Annotated in this window: 15 protein-coding genes and 1 pseudogene; 8 read left to right on the top strand and 8 right to left on the bottom strand. The window is 63.9% G+C overall.

From position 1 onward, the window contains the following. The 3 genes from ACFPFW_RS02140 to flaF all read left to right on the top strand — a co-directional run. Positions 1 to 805 (top strand): flagellin (locus tag ACFPFW_RS02140; protein ID WP_379769214.1); only part of this gene is annotated, 805 nt, incomplete at its 5' end. 103 nt (positions 806 to 908) lie between these two features. Further along, positions 909 to 1,343: a flagellar biosynthesis repressor FlbT gene (flbT, locus tag ACFPFW_RS02135; RefSeq protein WP_114955570.1), complete on the top strand. Its 435-nt coding sequence runs from the start codon at positions 909 to 911 to the stop codon at positions 1,341 to 1,343. Next, positions 1,285 to 1,662 carry a flagellar biosynthesis regulator FlaF gene (gene flaF / locus ACFPFW_RS02130; RefSeq protein ID WP_114955569.1) on the top strand — a complete coding sequence of 126 codons (378 nt, stop codon included), beginning with the start codon at positions 1,285 to 1,287 and terminating at the stop codon, positions 1,660 to 1,662. The genes flbT and flaF overlap by 59 nt, the downstream gene beginning before the upstream one ends. Positions 1,663 to 1,728: 66 nt before the next feature. On the opposite strand, the gene ACFPFW_RS02125 is transcribed toward flaF, so the two are convergent. The 3 genes from ACFPFW_RS02125 to ACFPFW_RS02115 are packed head-to-tail and all read right to left on the bottom strand — an operon-like array spanning position 1,729 to position 7,212. Then, complete coding sequence (locus ACFPFW_RS02125) at positions 1,729 to 3,588, bottom strand: hypothetical protein (protein WP_114955568.1); 1,860 nt, start codon at positions 3,586 to 3,588, stop codon at positions 1,729 to 1,731. A gap of 11 nt (positions 3,589 to 3,599) precedes the next feature. Beyond that, a complete protein-coding gene (flgK, locus tag ACFPFW_RS02120) occupies positions 3,600 to 5,453 on the bottom strand; it encodes a flagellar hook-associated protein FlgK (protein ID WP_114955567.1) in 1,854 nt (617 codons plus the stop codon). 34 nt (positions 5,454 to 5,487) lie between these two features. After that, positions 5,488 to 7,212 (bottom strand): flagellar hook-basal body complex protein, encoded by a 1,725-nt coding sequence (locus ACFPFW_RS02115; RefSeq protein ID WP_114955566.1) that lies wholly within the window; start codon positions 7,210 to 7,212, stop codon positions 5,488 to 5,490. A gap of 236 nt (positions 7,213 to 7,448) precedes the next feature. Here ACFPFW_RS02115 and ACFPFW_RS02110 point away from each other — a divergent pair, with 236 nt between their 5' ends. Both ACFPFW_RS02110 and ACFPFW_RS02105 read left to right on the top strand, forming a co-directional pair. Beyond that, positions 7,449 to 8,558, top strand: coding sequence for a PQQ-dependent sugar dehydrogenase (locus ACFPFW_RS02110; RefSeq protein ID WP_114955565.1), 1,110 nt, complete (start codon positions 7,449 to 7,451; stop codon positions 8,556 to 8,558). 61 nt (positions 8,559 to 8,619) lie between these two features. Further along, positions 8,620 to 8,790, top strand: coding sequence for a hypothetical protein (locus ACFPFW_RS02105; protein ID WP_162799579.1), 171 nt, complete (start codon positions 8,620 to 8,622; stop codon positions 8,788 to 8,790). Positions 8,791 to 8,793: 3 nt separating this feature from the next. On the opposite strand, the gene ACFPFW_RS02100 is transcribed toward ACFPFW_RS02105, so the two are convergent. The 3 genes from ACFPFW_RS02100 to ACFPFW_RS02090 form a co-directional block, all read right to left on the bottom strand. Beyond that, positions 8,794 to 9,147 carry a DMT family protein gene (locus ACFPFW_RS02100; protein ID WP_114955564.1) on the bottom strand — a complete coding sequence of 118 codons (354 nt, stop codon included), beginning with the start codon at positions 9,145 to 9,147 and terminating at the stop codon, positions 8,794 to 8,796. Between the two features lie 5 nt (positions 9,148 to 9,152). After that, positions 9,153 to 10,475, bottom strand: coding sequence for an NCS2 family permease (locus ACFPFW_RS02095; protein ID WP_114955563.1), 1,323 nt, complete (start codon positions 10,473 to 10,475; stop codon positions 9,153 to 9,155). Positions 10,476 to 10,685: 210 nt separating this feature from the next. Next, the gene (locus ACFPFW_RS02090; protein WP_114955562.1) at positions 10,686 to 11,843 is read right to left on the bottom strand and encodes a WG repeat-containing protein; all 1,158 of its coding nucleotides are present in this window, start codon (positions 11,841 to 11,843) and stop codon (positions 10,686 to 10,688) included. 92 nt (positions 11,844 to 11,935) lie between these two features. Here ACFPFW_RS02090 and uvrB point away from each other — a divergent pair. The 3 genes and pseudogenes from uvrB to ACFPFW_RS02075 all read left to right on the top strand — a co-directional run. Next, a pseudogene (uvrB, locus tag ACFPFW_RS02085) lies at positions 11,936 to 14,387 on the top strand (excinuclease ABC subunit UvrB); the annotation flags it as partial. Positions 14,388 to 14,635: 248 nt separating this feature from the next. After that, positions 14,636 to 15,316 carry a hypothetical protein gene (locus ACFPFW_RS02080; RefSeq protein ID WP_114955560.1) on the top strand — a complete coding sequence of 227 codons (681 nt, stop codon included), beginning with the start codon at positions 14,636 to 14,638 and terminating at the stop codon, positions 15,314 to 15,316. 76 nt (positions 15,317 to 15,392) lie between these two features. Then, entirely contained in the window at positions 15,393 to 15,659 is a 267-nt protein-coding gene (locus tag ACFPFW_RS02075) for a PepSY domain-containing protein (protein ID WP_114955559.1), read from the top strand. Between the two features lie 42 nt (positions 15,660 to 15,701). On the opposite strand, the gene ACFPFW_RS02070 is transcribed toward ACFPFW_RS02075, so the two are convergent. Beyond that, complete coding sequence (locus tag ACFPFW_RS02070) at positions 15,702 to 16,430, bottom strand: hypothetical protein (protein WP_114955558.1); 729 nt, start codon at positions 16,428 to 16,430, stop codon at positions 15,702 to 15,704. Beyond that, positions 16,376 to 17,470, bottom strand: coding sequence for an OpgC family protein (locus ACFPFW_RS02065; protein ID WP_162799578.1), 1,095 nt, complete (start codon positions 17,468 to 17,470; stop codon positions 16,376 to 16,378). Before ACFPFW_RS02065 ends, ACFPFW_RS02070 begins: the two co-directional genes overlap by 55 nt. Positions 17,471 to 17,559 lie beyond the last annotated feature (89 nt).

Raw genomic sequence — 17,559 nt, 5'->3', positions numbered from 1 at the left:
CGATGTCACGATCAGCAACTTCGCCGTGGCGAACGGCGCGGCGGGTTCCGGTCTTGCCAACGGCAGCGGTACCGACACCTACACCGCCAAGACGGTCGACACCCTCGTCAACGAGATCAACAACAACACTTCCCTGAGAGGCAAGATCCGCGCCTCGAACGACAACGGCAAGCTCCGCATCGAGAATCTCTCGACGCAGGAGCTCTCGGTCGTCGGCGCCTCGACCAGCGGCCTCACCGGCGGCACCGGCGCATCCAACACCCAGACGATCACCGGCAATGCGGTGCGCGCCAATCTGGCCTCGCAGTTCAACGTTCTGCGTGACCAGCTCGACAAGTTCTCCGACGATGCGAGCTACAACGGCATCAACCTGCTGCGTGGCGACTTGCTGAAGCTGACCTTCAACGAGACGGGCACCTCGACCATCGAAATTCAGGCGAAGGATCTCGATGGTAACGAACGTCCGATAAATACGACCACGCTCGGCATCCAGTACGTCAACGAGGAAGACCTCGACAGCGATGTGAACATCGACACGTTGCTTGCCGACCTCTCGGAAGCCATGGGCACGCTCCGCTCCCAGTCGTCGAATTTCGGTTCGAACCTCTCGATCGTGCAGAACCGCACTGACTTCACCAAGTCGATGATCAACACCTTGCAGACCGGTGCCGACGGCCTCGTCCTCGCCGACACCAACGAGGAAGCGGCGAACATGCTGGCGCTGCAGACCCGCCAGCAGCTGTCCTCGACAGCCCTGTCGATGGCGAGCCAGGCGGACCAGGCGGTTCTTCGTCTCTTTGGTTAAGCCGGACCAAACATTTCGGATATTTGGCGGCGGGGCTTAGGCTCCGCCGTTTTTCTTTGATCCGGCGCAACAAGAAGACCAATCTGGCTGCAGGAGATTCGGAATGGCCCTCAAAGTCGAACTGAAGCCCGGCGAGCGTATCATTCTGGGCGAGTGTGTCGTCACCAACGACAACCAGCGCACCCGGCTCTTTATTGAAGGCGACGCGCCGATCCTTCGCGAGAAGGACATCATGACTGCCACGACCGCGGATTCGCCCTCCAAGCGCATCTACTTGGCCGTACAGCTGATGTATCTTGCGAAAGATGCGTCTAAATTTCACAAAGAATACTTCGCGCTCGTCGGCGATTTCATAAAGGCTGCACCAAGTAGTCTTCCGCTCATTGAAGCCGTAAATAATGCCATATTAACCAACGCGCTCTACAAGGCTCTAAGGGAGGCGAAAGCGTTGATCGCCTTCGAAGAGGAGCTTTTGAAGCATGCACAGCGGAGCACAGGCGTACGCTCAGACAGCCCAGAAGACGGCGGGCCCGCGTGAACTTGAGGCGCAGCTTCTTATGCGCGCCGCTCAGAAATTGCAGGCCGTGATGAGCGGTCAGATCACCGACAGCGAGGAAATGCGAGCGGCGATCCGCTACAATCGCAAGCTCTGGACCATTCTTTCGACCTCGGCGACGGCCGCCGAGAACCCCCTCCCCCCGCAGGTGAAGCAGAATATCGGCAATATCGCGATGTTCGTGCTGCCCCATTGCGTGGAGCTGGAGATGATCCCCAATCCGCAGCGCCTCGGTTCGCTGATCAACATCAACCGCGAACTGGCCGCCGGCCTGTCGAGCATGGCTCCCGCCGCGGCTTGATCTTCGAGAGCACCTCAACGAAAAACGCCCGGACCTGGTCCGGGCGTTTTGCTTTTCGGGGCTGTCCTAGATGTAATTCACAAGGCTGAGCTGGGCTGCCATGGAGGTGACCTGATAGCTCGCCTGCAGATTGGTCTGCAGTTCGAGGATGGTCGCCGCAACCGTGTTCTTGTCGATGCCCTCGACATTGGCGAGCATGGTCTCGGCGACGGCGGACGAGGTCTTGTGGCGCGCGGTGGCCGACTGCAGCGAGGCCTGGACGTTGGTAATCTCGGTGACGATTCCCTCGATCGGGCCAAGCCCCGTCTCGCTCGACAGGTTCGGTCGGACGCGGCTCGTCATCGCCTCGTACTGAGCCTTGCCGGTCGATTCATTCGGGTCGAGCTCGAGCGTCGCGAAAGCCGCCAGATTGACGAGGAATTCGCGGATGCCGTCCTCGTTGGCCCGGGCGCCGTATTCGGCAGTGATCGTGCTGTCGATGCGCGCAGACTGGGTCTGACGGGGCGAGCCCGGCCCCTTCTCGCCTAGATACCAGTTCAGCGTATCGGTCGTGCCGTCGCGGAGCGCGGTCGCGGTGTAGGGATCTGCTCCGTCGACGCGCTGCGGAGGATCGCCGAAGAAATTGTCCGACGCCTCGAGCGCGGAGGCCGCGACGAGCTCGGTGGTCGCCTCCTTCTTCACCGCGCCGTCGACCGCGGAGGCAAGGTTCGTGGCGGTGGCGTTCAAGTCGACATTGCCGGCGGCATCGTACGCGATCTGGAACGTGTAGCCCTTGATCTCTTCCGCCTTCACCGTTCCGTTGACGCCGAGCTTGTTGCCGACCGTGCCCGTGACCTGAAGATCGGTGCCGTTGGTCCCGGTAATCCGGACCTGCCGGGTCGTCGGGTCGAACTCGGCGTTCTGGATACCGGTCAGGCCTTCAATATCGGCCATCAGGTCGTCCATCGTGTCGGTGACGTTGATCTGACCGGGACCGGCGCCCGCCGCCACCACCGAGATCGTCTGGCCGTTAATGGTGATCGTGTCGCCCGCGACGAGGCCGACCATCGGATCGCCGAGCGTGGTCGTACCGAGGGTTCCGGCCGGCAGTTCCTTGCCGTTCACCTGGGCGACGAGTTCGGGTGCCGGCGGATTGTTCGAGGCGGTGAGCTTGATCTCGTCGGTCGAGCCGTCCGGCAGCGTCAGGGCGAGTTTGATCACGTCGCCCGGCTTCGGCGTGCCGGTGACCTGGATGCCGACGCCCGGAGGCGGGCCGGCCGTCGTCGTGGTCGCGAAATTGCCCGGCGCATTGCTGCTGATCGTGCCGAGCTTGAAGCCGAATGCGTTCGGCGAGGCGGTTTCCGCGAGCGTCACGTTGGCGCCGGCGGCCGTGGCCTGAGTCAGGCGGCCGCGGCCGTCCGCGCCCTGATCGGCCTTGAGGCGCTCGGCGATGACGTCGCGAAGACCGGCCTGCCCTGCCTTGCCGTCGAGGATCTCGCTGGCGGAGGCGACCGGGCGGGAAGAAACGGAACGGCCACCGAAGAGATAGACGCCGGCGACGTCCGCGTTCAGCGCCTCGATCGCGGTGTCGAAGCGCGACAGCGCCGATTGCTGCGCGATGGTGCGCTTGCCGTCGACGAGGATGTAGTTGTTCGGATTGAGATCGCCGCGAGTCTGGGCGGCGATGTCGGTCAGCGAGGTCAGGCTCGTCGCCATCATCGTGGTGCGGATCGATGCCTGCTGGATGTTGGTGTTGTATCCGTCGAGCGCGGCGACCTTGCCGTGGAGTGAGAGCGCGAGGTCGCGGTCGCTGCCGAGGCCGCCATAGGTCTGGGATCGCTGCTGGGTGGCGAGTTGGAGATTGGCGTCGTCGAATTGCCGCCGCAGCTCGCTGAGAGCCCGGGAATAGGACGGCTTCATGAAGCCGTAGCCGTTGATCACGCTCATCTACGCAATCCTCACATCTGAAGCAGCGTGTCGATCATTTCCTTGACGGCGCTGATCACACGCGCATTGGCCCCATAGGCCGATTGCAGCTGCAAAAGTTTGCCCATCTCCACGTCGACATCGACTGCGGAAGTCTCGGCATATTTGTCGGCAAGTGAGGTGACGACGACTTCCTGGCCGTCCTTCACCCGCGCGGCGATCTCGGCGTTCGAACCCTGCTGCGCGATCGCGGCACGGGCGAAATCGGCGAGCGAGCCGGTCATCGGGCTGGTCGTGCCGCCGAGGCCGGTATCGATGCGATAGGCCGTGGACGAATTCTCGAGCGCATCGCGGAGGAAAGTCGGACGGGTCGCGTCGCCGGAATCGATCGGCGTCTTGTAGTTCACCAGCAGGGCCGGGTCGTCGATCACATCCGGATTGACCTGGATCCGGCCGGCGAAACCGAGGCGCTGCGGGAAGCCGTCGACCTCGCCAGTGTAGAGCTTGTCACCGCTGCCATCAATGAACAGCGGCAGTCCGGCGCCGTCCTGGAATCCGGTCGCGGTGACGCCGGCGCTCAGGCTGTTGAGCGTCGCGGTCGGTGCTGCGCCCGTGTTCATCATGGTGACCGTCGAGCCGGCCGCGCTGACGTTGAACTGCGCGCCGAGAGCCGCCTGCATCTGTGCGGCGACGGAAGCCATGCCACCGGAGAAATCGATGCCCACCACGCGATCCTTCGGATCGGCGGTAAGATCATTGCTCAGGGGTAGCGAGGCCGGGTCGTCGACGCGAACGAAGGTGACGGTGTGGCTGCCGGTTGCGTCGGTGTATTTGAGGGAAACCTTGTTGCCGGCGGACAGGTCGGCGAGATTGAGCGAGAAGCCGTTGTTCGGGGCGGCGGCAATCGGGGTGCCCTGCTCGACGTTTGTACCCAAAGCCTCGGCCATTGCCGATGCCATTTCGTCGAGCTGCGTCTGAGCCTCGACGAGAATCTCGTCGCGCATCTGCGCATAGGCCTTGAGCTTGCCCGACTGGAGTTGGTTGGGCGCGAGAAGGTCCGTGGTGTTGCCGCTCGGTCCTCTCAACAGAACGGTGCCGAGCCCGCTCTTCGCGGGGTCCGGATCATAGAGCGCCTGAGCGTTCATCGAGCCGCTCGGCTCGAAGGACAGGCTCGCCGGTTCGCCATTGGCGAACAGCTGCGCGCCGTTGGCCGTCGTGATCGTGAGCTCGTTGCCGTTCTCGACGACCTTGATATCCATCAACGAGGCGAGCTCCATGATGAGCTCGTCGCGCTGGTCCAGATAGTCCGGCGGAACCTGCTGGGTCGCCGAGGTGCCGGAGATCTGCTGGTTGATCTTCTGGATGCCCTGCAGCGCCGCGTTGATCTGGTTGACCGTGTCCTTCATCCCGGACTCGGTGTCCTTGCGCATGGCCTGGATGTCGTCCGAGGCCGAATTCAGGGATTGCGCGAGGAGCTTGGCGTCCGTGATGACGTTGGAACGGGCTGACGTCGACGAAGGGGTTGTCGCCAGCTCATCGAGCGAGCCGGTGAAATTGTTCATCAGCGTGTCGAGCGACATCTCCCCTCCGGGCGTGCCGAAGAGACGCTGAAGCTGATCGAGATAGTTGGAGGTCACGCCGGTATAGGCGAGACCGCTCGTTTCGGTGCGCAGCTGGCGCTGCACATAGGTGTCGATCTCGCGATTGATCTGCGAGACGCGGACTCCGGTGATCTTGCCGGCGGTGACATTGGCGTCGAGGACGGCGTCCTTGCGGGTATAGCCGGGAGTCCGCGCATTGGCGACGTTGCCGGAGACGAGCTCCATCCCGGCCTGCGTCACGCGCAGGCCGGAGAGTGCCGAAGTCAATGCAGTGGAAAGGCCCATACTGGTCTCCGAAGGCTAGCCGTCCTGGCTGCCGTTACCTGATCATGTTGAGGGCTTCCTGCAGCATCTCGTCCGCGGTCGAGACGATGCGGGTATTCGCCGAATAGGCCTGCTGGGTGACGATGAGCTTGGTGAACTCGTCGGCGATGTCGACGTTCGAGCCTTCGAGCGACTGGCCGACGATGGTGCCGGGCGCGCCGGGGATCGGCGGACCGGAATCGAAGGTTGTCGAATAGGCGCCGCCGTCCTCCCGCTTCAGCGAGTTGTCGGCATTGAAATAGACGGTCGGGATTTCGGCGATGTCGGCCATCTGGCCGTTCGAATAGAAGGCCGTGATACGGCCGCCATCGCTGACTTCGACGCGGAGAACCTCACCGGCCGCGTAACCGTCCTGGTCCGGCGCCATGTCGGCCTTGCCGCTGGCGGCGGCGAACTGGGTGATACCGCTCGCGCCGTGGTTCAACGTCATGTTGCCGACGTTCACGCCGTCAACGGTAAGGTTCGGAATGGTCGTGCTCGGGAAACCACCCTGCAACTGGCTGTCCGGCCCGAAGGTGAAGTTCTGGCCGACGTTCTGCCACATCGGCTCTGTGCCCGTGGCCGTGGTATCGGTCTTGTAGAAAAGGTTCCAGGTGTCGGTGCCGCCCGTTGCGGCGCTGTTCACCTTCGCCCACTGAAACACCACGTCAACTGGGGTGCCCTGCGCATTGTAGATCGTGGTCGAGCCGCCGGAGATCGACGAAGCCAGAAACTCTGCTTCGTCGCTCGCCGTGATGTAACCCTGCGGCGCGGCGTTGTTCGTGAAGGTGGCCGAAGCCGGTAGACCGAGGTCAGTGACCGCGGAGCCGGTTCCGGTGATGGTCAGCGTCTCGTTCTGGTTGACGCCGTCCAGCTTGAGCTGGTTGCCGCCGACTATCGATGCTTGCACCTTGCCGGCGACGTCGCTGTTCGCCGGATCATTGATCGCATCCACGAGGTCCTGCAGCGACATGCCCGCGGTGAAGGTAAAGGTTTCCGAGGAACCGCCGACGCCGAGCGTGAGGGTATCGCCGACGTTGACGTCGGTCGCCGTTATGTCAGCCGGGGTGGTAAGCGCAGTACCCGCGGGAACGTTGAACGGGACCCGCGCCGTGCCGACCGCGCGCGGATCAGTCGTGAAGTTTGCCGGATTCAGAAGCTCGCTACCGGGGGTATCCTTATCGGCGTTCCAGTTGTCGTTCTTCGGAGCGAGCGGAAGGTTGCCGGTATATTCGATCAGGGTCGTGGCGCGGGCGGGCAGAATGTCATCGCCGAGTTGCATGACCTGCGGAACACTACCGACGACGTTGCCCGTGGACCGGTCGACGGGAAGCATTTTCAGGTAGTAGCCGGCGCCATTGACGAGGAAGCCGTCTTTGTTGATCTCGAAATCGCCGCGACGGGTATAGAGATCGGTGCCGCTGAACACCGGATCGCCGTCGACCATCGAGGTGGACTTCGCAACGACGAAATAGCCATCGCCGTTCATCGCGATATAGGTCGGGCTGCTCGCGGTCTGGATGTCGCCGCGCACATCGTTCGTCGCGCGGCTCTTGGCATTGACCGACCCGGAAACCTGATTGGCCGGGAGAGCGTCCGACACCAGATCGGTGAAGCTCGTCTCGTTGCGCTTGTAGGCCGTGGTCTGCGAGTTCGCGATGTTGCCCGAAATGTTTTCCAGCGCGAAGGATTGCGCCCGCAGCCCCGAGACGGCTGTCGTCATTGCCCCGAAGATACCCATGCTTCGTCTCCCGACACCGGCACGAACTGCGCGCCGGATGAATTGCCTGCCAGAGACGTTGCAAGGCGGAGGCCAGCGTGCCGCCGCTGATAAATCAATGACTTAGATGGAGCGACGGACGCGATCCGGCGGCAAAACTCTCCGCATCCGGCAAAAAATGCCTGGCCCGACCGGCGTAAAATTACCAGTTGCGCCGGTCGCCTTGGACCCTATCTGGCACCCAGGAGGAGACCGATATGACGTTCAAGCTGCCGCTCACCGCTCTCGCTCTTTCCTTCGCAATCATCGCCCTCCCCGCATCCGCCGATACGAAGCTCAAGATCGACACGGTGGTGAGCGGGCTCGACCACCCCTGGGGCGTGGTTTTCCTGCCGGATCGGCGGATGCTGGTGACCGAGCGCTCCGGCGGACTGGTCCTGATCAGCGCCGATGGGAAACGCGTCGAGGTGAGCGGAGCGCCGAAGGTTTACGCGCGGGGACAGGGCGGCTTGCTCGATGTCGCGCTGGACCCGGCCTTCGCCCAGAACCGCTTCATCTATCTCTCCTATTCGGAAGCAGGAGACAGAGGGACGGGAACGGCCGTCTCCAAGGCACGGCTGTCCGACGACGGAGCGCGGCTGGAACATCCGCAGGTGATCTTCCGGCAGGTTCCGAAGCTGCCTGGATCGAACCACTTCGGCTCCCGGCTCGTCTTCGCACCGGATGGCACCCTGTTCGTCACCCTCGGCGAGCGCTCGGACTATCGCGAACAGGCGCAAAGGCTCGACGGGCTGCTCGGCAAGGTCGTCCGGATCAATGCCGACGGCAGCGTGCCGAAGGACAATCCATTCGTTGACCGCGAAGGCGCCCGGCCGGAAATCTACTCGTATGGCCATCGCAACCCGCAGAGTGCGGCGATCAATCCGGAGACCGGCAAGCTCTGGATCGTCGAGCATGGCGCGCGCGGCGGCGATGAGATCAACATCCCAGAACCCGGCAAGAATTATGGCTGGCCGGTGATCAGCTACGGCGTGAACTACGACGGCAGCAAGATCGGCGAAGGCACCGCGAAAGCCGGGATGGAGCAGCCTGCGAAATATTGGGATCCGAGCTTCGCGCCCTCCGGGATGGCCTTCTATACGGGCGACCTCTTCCCGGAATGGAAGGGCGATCTCTTCATCGGCGCGCTGAAGAGCGAGGAACTGGTCCGGGTCGACATCACGGACGGCAAACCCGGCAAGGACGAACGGCTGCTGTCCGACCTCGGCGAGCGCATCCGCGACGTGTGCCAAGGTCCCGACGGCGCTCTCTATGTGCTGACCGATTCATCCAACGGAAAGCTGCTGCGATTGAGCCCCGGGAACTAACGCCGCTTGTCATACCACTGACGGCACGAGAGGTTAGGCCTGCGTCATTTGGGGGAATCGCATGCGCGTCGGCAAGCCATCCGCAATCATGTTTCTGATCTCAGCGGTCCTCGCCGTGCTCGCGGTTCTCGCGCTCGTGACGTCGATCCCGATCGTCGACGGCCACGAATTCGTGGTGATGTTCGCGGCCTGGGCAGTGCTCGCGATCTCGACGGTCATCCGCGGCCTGTAAGCTTCAGAATTTGTGGAAGATCATGGCCGCGCCGCCAGCGATGAGCGCGAACCCGAGCGCGTGGTTCCAGCCGAGCGGCTCCTTCAGGTAAAGCACCGAGAAGCCGGCGAAGACGATCAGGGTGACAACTTCCTGCATCGTCTTGAGCTGGGCAGCCGAATAGACCGCGTGGCCGATGCGATTGGCCGGAACCGCCAACCAGTACTCGAAGAAGGCAATGCTCCAACTCGCCATGACCGCGATCCAGAGCGGTGACGACGAGAACCTGAGATGGCCGTACCAGGCGAACGTCATGAAGACGTTGGACAGCACGAGCATCAGGATCGGGGCAAAGGCAGGCGAAGACAGCACCGACATTGCGATCAGAGCATCGGCAGCATGATCGCGAAGACGACGGCGAGCAGGATGACCGGCGGCGTGAGGTCCTGCAGCCGGCCGGTCAGCAGCTTGATGATCGCATAGGTGATGAAGCCGAGGCCCAGGCCCATGGCGATGGAATAGGTCAGCGGCATCGCGATCGCGGTTATGGCGGCCGGCGCGGCCTCGGTGAGGTCGTCCCAATCAACCTCGGCGAGGGCCCGGGACATCACCACCGCGACGAACAGAAGCGCGGCGGCCGTCGCATAGACCGGGATAGTACCCGCGAGCGGCGCGAGGAACAGCGCAAGCAGGAAGCAGATCGCGGTGACGACGGATGCGAGACCGGTGCGGCCGCCGGCGGCGACGCCCGCGGCGGATTCGATGTAGCTGGTCGTGTTCGACGTGCCGATCAGCGCGCCGATCGTGGTGGCCGAGGAGTCGGCGATGAGCGCCTCGCGCAGGCGGGGCAGCTTGCCCTCCTCGTCGAGAAGTCCGGCGCGATGGGTGACGCCGACGAGCGTGCCGGCGGTGTCGAAGAAGTCGACGAAGAACATGGTCAGCGCGACGATCCAGAACGTGCCTTCGGCCGCGCGGGAGAAATCGAGCGCGAGGAAGGTCGACATCGGGTTCGGCGGGACGGCGAAGACCGCACCGAGCGAGGCGACGCCGAGTGGGATGCCGATGATCGTCACGGCGAGGATGCCGATGATGGTGGAGCCGATGATCTTGAGCTGGTTCAGCGCGGCGATGATGACGAAGCCGAGCAGCGCGAGGAGCGGCGCCGCGCTGAGGATCTTGCCATGGGTGACCAGCGTCGCCGGGCTGTCGACGACGAGACCTGCGCCCTGAAGCGCGATGATGGCGAGGAAGAAGCCTATGCCGGCCGATGTCGCCATCTTCAGGCTGTGTGGGATTGCGTTGATCAGCCAAGCGCGGATCGGCAGGATGGAAATGATCAGCGCCAGGATGCCCGAGATGAACACGCAGGCCAAAGCCTGCTGCCAGGAGAAGCCGAGCGCGCCGACGACGTAGAAGGCAAAGAAGGCGTTGAGGCCCATACCCGGCGCGAGCGCGATCGGATATTTGGCATAGAGGCCCATGATCAGGGTAGCGACCGCCGCGGCGACGCAGGTCGCGACGAAGACGGCCTCCTTCGGCATGCCCGAAGCCGAGAGGATGTTGGGATTGACGAAGATGATGTAGGCCATGGTCAGGAAGGTGGTGATACCCGCGATCACCTCGGTCCGGACCGTGGTCCCGTTTGCCGCCAGGGCGAAATAGCGCTCGAACGCTCCCCCGGAGCGGCTCCCCGTCGTGTCGGCCATGTTTTCGATCCCCTTCTGAGTCCCCAATTGAGATCGAACGGGAGGCGCCCGGCTTCGTCAATCAGGCGAGGCGGTCTGTCCGACGATGAACGCGGGAAAGCGGTGGAAATGCCATCGGCGTCGTCCTCCGGCTTGACCGGAGGACCCATTGGGCGCCCGCCCCAAGGCATGAATCCTCCGGTCAAGCCGGAGGATGACGGGCGTGATTGTTTACTGCGGCGCCTGCTCGATCGCGATCTCGCTGCCATCCAGCTTCAGCAGCTTCTCGTCCTCGCCCTGGTAGACCCAGATCAGCCCGCCGCCGAGCGGCAGCACGCTGTCGTACTGGGCGTCGACGACGACCTTGCCGGTCTTGTCGATCAGGCCTTCCGGCCCGTCCTCTTCCCTGGCGAACGGCATGACGCCGTCGATCCAGCCGTTCTCGCCGTTGATGCGGGCGAATTGCGGCTTGAGGATTTCCTTGCCGCTCTTGTCGATCAGCCCCCATTTGCCGTTCTTCTGGACGGTGGCCGGGCCGCCGTCGAAGTTCGTCTCCTCATCATACTCGGCCTGGACGACCCATTTTCCGCAGCTGTCGATGAAGCCCCATTTTCCGAGCTGGGCCGGGGCGACGCCCTGTGAGAAGCCGTCGATCGATTCGTAGATCGGCTTCACCAGCCAGGTGCCGGTCTTGTCGACGACCCCGTATTTCTCGCCCTGCTGGGCAACCAGGAGGCCACCGGCGGAAGCGCCGAGCCAGCCGAATTTCGGCTCGATGAGGACCGCGCCCGTCTTGTCGATGAGGCCGTATTTTCCGTCCTTGGTGACGACGGCGACGCCTTCGGAGAACCAGTCGAGATAATCGAACGCCTCCTTCGGCTCGACGGCGGTGGCGCCGGTCTTGTCGATGTAGAAGCGCTTCTCACCGACCATCACCGCGGCGAGGCCCTCGCTGAAGATCTGCGCCTCGTCGAACCTGGCCTCGATTGCAAGCTTGCCGGTCCGATCGACATAGCCCCATTTCTCGCCGGCCATGACCGCTGCCATTCCCTCTGCAAAAGGCGGGTCGTCCGGGTCGATGTCGTAGGCCGGCTGGGCGATCCAATCGCCCTTATCGTTCAGGAAGCCCCAGACGCCGTCCTGAGCGGCCGCGAGGAAGCCTTCGGACGCGACGGCATCCTCGTATTTCGGCGGGATGACCCATTTGCCCTGGGCGTTAATGAAGCCGCATTTCCCCTCCTCCGCGCACCAGCGGTTGAGCGGATCGGACTTGCTGTTGTCGACGCCGATATCCGGGGTGTCGCGGGGAACGCAGGCGTTCTGGGCGAAGGCTGGAGACGATAGGTTCGCGGCCAGCATGAGCAGGCCCATCCGACGAAACAGGCTCATACGCAGTTCTCCCCGCCCGCGATTGTGATTTGCGTCGTTCTGAATGGCGACGCCCTCTCCCAATCCGCCACGAACGCGACCATATTCTGACGATGCCCCGCAAACCAAGACAATCGACCGGGTTTTCCGAAAAGCCCCAGGCCTCCTATGACGCCGGTGAGCCGGCCGATTTCGATTTCTCCAACCTGATCGGCGATCCCGAACTGCTGAACGCGCTTGGCCGGGGCTCGAAGGCCGCCGAGGAGGCCCAGGCAAAGGCTGCGAAGAAGGTCTCGACCCGCACCAAGCGCAATGCGACGCCGGAAGCCACACCGCGCGACCGGCGCTGGGACGCCGCGAACGAGAGTGACGCGCCGACCAAGGCCGATGTCTCCTCGGCCTTTCCAAGCCCGTTTTCGAAGCCGGCTCTGTCGGATGGCGGCGTGGGAGGCGTTTCGGCGACCGTCGCGGCGCTCGAGGACCTGATCCAGAACGGCCGGCCCGAACTCAAAGGCAAGCCATGGACGCCGCACCGCCCTGCCCGCCCCGAGAAATGGGAAGGCGGCATCCGATTCGACATCGCTTCCGATTTCGAGGCGGCCGGCGATCAGCCAACGGCCATTGCCGAACTCGTCGAGGGCGTGAAGGAGCAGGAACGCGACCAGGTTCTGCTCGGCGTCACCGGCTCGGGCAAGACCTTCACCATGGCCAAAGTGATCGCGGAGACGCAGCGTCCGGCCCTGATCCTCGCGCCGAACAAGACGCTCGCGGCGCAGCTCTACGGCGAGTTCAAGAGCTTCTTCCCGAACAATTCGGTCGAGTATTTCGTCTCGTACTACGACTACTACCAGCCGGAGGCCTACGTGCCCCGGACGGACACCTATATCGAGAAGGATTCGTCGATCAACGAGCAGATCGACCGCATGCGCCATTCGGCGACGCGCGCTCTGCTCGAACGCGACGACGTCATCATCGTCGCCTCGGTGTCCTGCATCTACGGTATCGGCTCGGTCGAGACCTATACCGCGATGACGTTCGGCCTGAAGGTCGGCGAGCGGATCGACCAGCGGCAGCTGATGGCCGACCTCGTGGCCACGCACTACAAGCGCTCGGACGCCAATTTCGTGCGCGGCACGTTCCGGGTGCGCGGCGACACCGTCGAGGTGTTCCCGGCGCACTACGAGGACCGTGCGTGGCGTATCAGCCTTTTCGGCGACGAGATTGAAAGCATTCAGGAATTCGACCCGCTGACGGGCCACAAGACGAGCGATCTCGCTTTCGTCAAGATCTACTCGAACTCGCATTACGTCACGCCGCGGCCGACGCTTCTGCAGTCGATCAAGGGCATCAAGGACGAGCTGCGGATGCGGCTCGACGAGCTGAACAAGATGGGCCGCCTGCTCGAAGCGCAGAGGCTCGAGCAGCGCACGACCTTCGATCTGGAGATGATGGAAGCGACCGGCTCCTGCGCCGGCATCGAGAACTATTCGCGCTGGCTGACCGGCCGCAAACCGGGCGAGCCGCCGCCTACCCTGTTCGAATATCTGCCGGACAACGCGCTTGTCTTCGTCGACGAAAGCCATGTCACGATCCCCCAGATCGGCGGCATGTATCGCGGCGATTTCCGGCGCAAGGCGACGCTGGCCGAATACGGATTCCGCCTGCCGTCGTGCATGGACAACCGGCCGATGCGGTTCGAGGAATGGGACGCGATGCGGCCGCAGACCGTCCACGTCTCGGCGACGCCCGGCAAATGGGAGATGGAGCAGACCGGCGGCGTGTTCTCCGAACAGGTGATCCGTCCGACCGGCCTGATCGACCCGCCGGTCGAGGTGCGCCCTGCCCGTAGCCAGGTCGACGATGTGCTCGGCGAAATCCGCGAGACGGCGCTGAAGGGATACCGCTCGCTCGTCACGGTGTTGACCAAGCGCATGGCCGAGGACCTGACCGAATACCTGCACGAAGCCGGCGTCCGGGTCCGCTACATGCATTCGGACATCGACACGATCGAGCGCATCGAAATCATCCGCGACCTCCGCCTCGGCGCGTTCGACGTGCTGGTCGGCATCAACCTGCTGCGCGAGGGCCTCGACATCCCGGAATGCGCGCTGGTCGCGATCCTCGATGCCGACAAGGAAGGCTTCCTCCGCTCCGAGACGTCGCTCGTCCAGACGATCGGCCGCGCGGCGCGTAACGTCGACGGCCGCGTGATCCTCTACGCCGACCATGTCACTGGCTCGATGGAGCGGGCGATGGCGGAGACCGGACGCCGCCGCGAGAAGCAGCTTGCCTATAACGCCGAGCACGGCATCACGCCGCAGAGTGTGAAGGCGCGCATCGCCGACATTCTCGACAGCGTCTACGAGAAGGATCACGTCCGCGTCGACACCGGGCTGATCAAAGACGGCGCGATGGTCGGCCACAATTTCCAGGCGACGCTCGCCGATCTGGAGAAGCGGATGCGCGAAGCCGCCGCGAACCTCGAATTCGAGGAGGCGGCGCGGTTGCGCGACGAACTCAAGCGGCTCCGCGAGACCGAATTGCTGGTCGCCGACGATGCGTTGACGCGGCAGTCCGACGTGGAGGAGAAGGCCGGAAAGTTCGGCGAGAAGCAGCCGCGCTCGCGCGTCCACAAGCCGACGCTCAAGGAAATGGGACCACACAATCGCGACCTGCCTCTAGCGGCTCCCAAGGCCTTGATCGAAGGTCTGTCATCCGAGGCGCAAGACGATACGGTAGAGATACGGCGAGTGCCGAAGGGTGGCCGCTCCAGCGCAGGGCGGCCGGGAACGCGCAGCAGGGGACGTTGACACATGACCATCAGGACCATTCCGCTTCTCGCCCTTGGCCTGATGGTCGCCGGCCCTGCCCTGGCCCAGGCGCCGACCGACAATGTCATCCGCTGCTCCGGCCCTTTCGGCAAGGATTCGAGCTTCAAGCTGCTGCAGGACACGTTCGGCGCGGACAACGTGACCACCGAGGCCTATGACGGCGTCGAAGGCGAAACTGGCGAGGTGACGGTCGTCTACGCCAAGGATCCTACGAAGCGGCTTGAATTCACCTGGCTCGACGACGAGACCAAGACCGGCCTCGCCGCCGTCGACGTTCCAGGCGATTCGCAATGGGTCTCGGAGGCCGGAATGAAGAACGGTGCGACGCTCGCCGACGTCGAGAAGATCAATGGCGGCCCGTTCGTGATGACCGGCTTCGACTGGGATCTCGGCGGCGCGATCATCGACGCCAAGGACGGCAAGCTCGTCCACCAGCCGGGCGAATGCCTGCTCGGCGCGAGCTTCCTGCCGGATGACAAGACGCCGGAGCCTGTCCGCAGCAAGGTTTCGGGCGACGGCGAATTCCCCTCCGACAGCCCCGACATGAAAGCGGTGAATCCGACCGTCGTGCAATGGTCGGTCTTCTATCCCGGTGAGGAAATGCCGGAGGAGGCGCCGCCTGCGGACGATGCCGCTCCGGCCGACGGAACCGCGCCAAAATAGCCCGCTGGGGTGGCCGGACCATTCTTCCGCCCCATATTCCCGCTGCTGTTAAAACCTTTCAGCAAGGGAGAAGACAATGCAGAAGATCCTCCGCCTCGCCGCCATCGCCGGTGCGTTCGCCGCCCTGCCCCTGACGGCCGCGCTGGCCGACCGCGATCCTTCGCCCGAAGAACGGCAGATCATTGCCGACGTGCTCCAATCCCAGGGCTTCACCGCCTGGGGCGATATTGAATGGGATGACGACGGCTATTGGGAAGTCGACGAGGCCCAGGCTCCGGACGGCTCGACCGAAGACCTGCAACTCGATCAGGCCTTCATGATCACCAGTTCCGACAGGGACTAAGTCCGTCAACGAGACCGGCCGGATCGTCCGGCCGGTTTCGCTTCAGCGGACGGCGCGGACGATCGCCTCTGCCATGAATTCCGTGACGCAGGGCGAGCGCGGCAGCGCTCCGGACATCACGGGCAGCCGCTTCGCCTGATCCTGCATGCTGAGATATTGCATCGCCGCGTAGCGCCGGATGACCGGCACGCCTTCCGTGCGCGACACCTCTCCGATCTCTCCGACATAGGGCGTGTAGATCCTCTCGTGCGCGACATGCGGCACGAAGGGTGGATCGACGAGGACGAGGTCCGGGCCGCGCGCGTTCATCCAGGCACTCGCCTGATCGAGGACCGCCTCGAAATCGGCGACGTCGCTCGACGCCATCGCGTCACGGACGCCGACCTGCCAGATGACGAGATCCGGCGAGGTCTCGGCGACGGCGGTGCGCAGGCGCTCGAAATCATCCTCGGCGAGGCCGGCCGACATGGCTTCGGTGATTTCGAACTGGCTGCCGGCGAGCTTCTGCTCGAGCGCTATTTCGAGCGAACGGCGATCCTGCCCCTCGGCGCTCAGAGCGGGGCCGAGGACGAGGACGCGGACCGGGCGCTTGCGGTCGAGAAGACCTTCGGTGCGGTCGAGATCGGCGGAGAATTTGAGATAGGCATCGGGCACAGCGCAGCGTGCGGGAACGCCCGCATCCGCCCAGCTCATGGCCGGGACAATAATTGCCGCGATCAGCGCCGCGCCGGCCGCAACGAGGCGGCGGACGCGGTTTCCGTTCGATACCATTCGAGCACACCTGCAAGAATGAACTGGGCGATGATACCACCGCCAATGAGAACTACATCAACGGGAAAAATTCCGCCCGTCACGGCGCGGATCACCTGCCCCGCCAGCGCGATCACCGTTCCCAGGCAGAAGACGGGCAGCGAGTGCCTGCCGAGCGCTACCAGCGGCGCGATCCAGGCCTGCCGCCTCAGCCAGGCTTCGACCGGCAGATAAGTGACCACGTAGACCAGCGCGAGCACATGAAGGAGGCGCGGCAGGAACAAATTGGTCTTGTCGAAATCCCAGAGAAAACGCGGCACGGGCGCGATATCCCACGACGGATAGAAGCCGCTGACGATCCAGACCGCCGAGACCGCCAGATAGGCGACGGCAATCCAGAACAGAACGGGCGACCGCACCGGCCGCTCGCCGCGCAGGATCATCGCGCCGATCGCGACGCCGATCGCGAACAGCAATTGCCAGCAGAGCGGATTGAGGAACCACCAGCCCTCCGAGGGAAAGGTAGGCAGGTTCAGCCACAGCAATTGCGCGGTGACATAGAGGCCGGCGGAGACCGCGAGGGCGAGACCGACCCGGATGCGAGCGAGGAGCAGCAGGAACGGCGCCATCAGCAGCAGCATGATGTAGAGCGGCAGGATGTTGAGATAGGCCGGCTGGAGGCCGAGCGTCGCCAGGCCGATCAGCCCGGGCACCGTGTCGTTGATCAGGATGTCGAGGTGCAGGGCCTCGAAGAAGCGGGTGTCGCCCGTCGCCGTGACCGCATAGGCGATGATCGCGCCGCAGCAGACGATCAGGACGATATGCGCCATGTAGAGATCGAAGGCGCGGCGGACGATACGGAAACTGGTCGGCAGGCTTCGGCGTTCAGCGAATTGCGGCAGGTAGGCCAGAGCGGCCGCGACTCCCGCGAGCATGACGAAGATCTCGGTGGCATCCGAGAAACCGAAATTGCGGTGCGTCAGGTGTTCGAACGCATTGCCGGGGATGTGGTTGACGAAGATCGTGACGAGCGCGAGCCCTCGCCAGAAATCGACGCTCAACAGGCGCCCCCGCGCGGGCACGCTCACACTCGAATCCCCGAACAGGCCATGGCTGGCAACTGACCACAGACAGGCACGCCGGACCACCG

It is taken from the genome of Flaviflagellibacter deserti, from assembly GCF_042652085.1.
GTDB classification, from domain to species: Bacteria; Pseudomonadota; Alphaproteobacteria; order Rhizobiales; family Methylopilaceae; genus Flaviflagellibacter; species Flaviflagellibacter deserti.
The sequence above is the reverse complement of the archived record's forward strand: the minus strand, read 5'-3'. Positions and strand labels throughout refer to the sequence as shown.

What these genes read in the sequence shown, in the direction of transcription:
- flbT (WP_114955570.1), top strand. Translation starts at nt 909, where the DNA reads ATGGCCCTCAAAGTCGAACTGAAGCCCGGCGAGCGTATCATTCTGGGC.
- flaF (WP_114955569.1), top strand. Translation starts at nt 1,285, where the DNA reads ATGCACAGCGGAGCACAGGCGTACGCTCAGACAGCCCAGAAGACGGCG.
- ACFPFW_RS02125 (WP_114955568.1), bottom strand. Translation starts at nt 3,588, where the DNA reads ATGAGCGTGATCAACGGCTACGGCTTCATGAAGCCGTCCTATTCCCGG.
- flgK (WP_114955567.1), bottom strand. Translation starts at nt 5,453, where the DNA reads ATGGGCCTTTCCACTGCATTGACTTCGGCACTCTCCGGCCTGCGCGTG.
- ACFPFW_RS02115 (WP_114955566.1), bottom strand. Translation starts at nt 7,212, where the DNA reads ATGGGTATCTTCGGGGCAATGACGACAGCCGTCTCGGGGCTGCGGGCG.
- ACFPFW_RS02110 (WP_114955565.1), top strand. Translation starts at nt 7,449, where the DNA reads ATGACGTTCAAGCTGCCGCTCACCGCTCTCGCTCTTTCCTTCGCAATC.
- ACFPFW_RS02105 (WP_162799579.1), top strand. Translation starts at nt 8,620, where the DNA reads ATGCGCGTCGGCAAGCCATCCGCAATCATGTTTCTGATCTCAGCGGTC.
- ACFPFW_RS02100 (WP_114955564.1), bottom strand. Translation starts at nt 9,147, where the DNA reads ATGTCGGTGCTGTCTTCGCCTGCCTTTGCCCCGATCCTGATGCTCGTG.
- ACFPFW_RS02095 (WP_114955563.1), bottom strand. Translation starts at nt 10,475, where the DNA reads ATGGCCGACACGACGGGGAGCCGCTCCGGGGGAGCGTTCGAGCGCTAT.
- ACFPFW_RS02090 (WP_114955562.1), bottom strand. Translation starts at nt 11,843, where the DNA reads ATGAGCCTGTTTCGTCGGATGGGCCTGCTCATGCTGGCCGCGAACCTA.
- ACFPFW_RS02080 (WP_114955560.1), top strand. Translation starts at nt 14,636, where the DNA reads ATGACCATCAGGACCATTCCGCTTCTCGCCCTTGGCCTGATGGTCGCC.
- ACFPFW_RS02075 (WP_114955559.1), top strand. Translation starts at nt 15,393, where the DNA reads ATGCAGAAGATCCTCCGCCTCGCCGCCATCGCCGGTGCGTTCGCCGCC.
- ACFPFW_RS02070 (WP_114955558.1), bottom strand. Translation starts at nt 16,430, where the DNA reads ATGGTATCGAACGGAAACCGCGTCCGCCGCCTCGTTGCGGCCGGCGCG.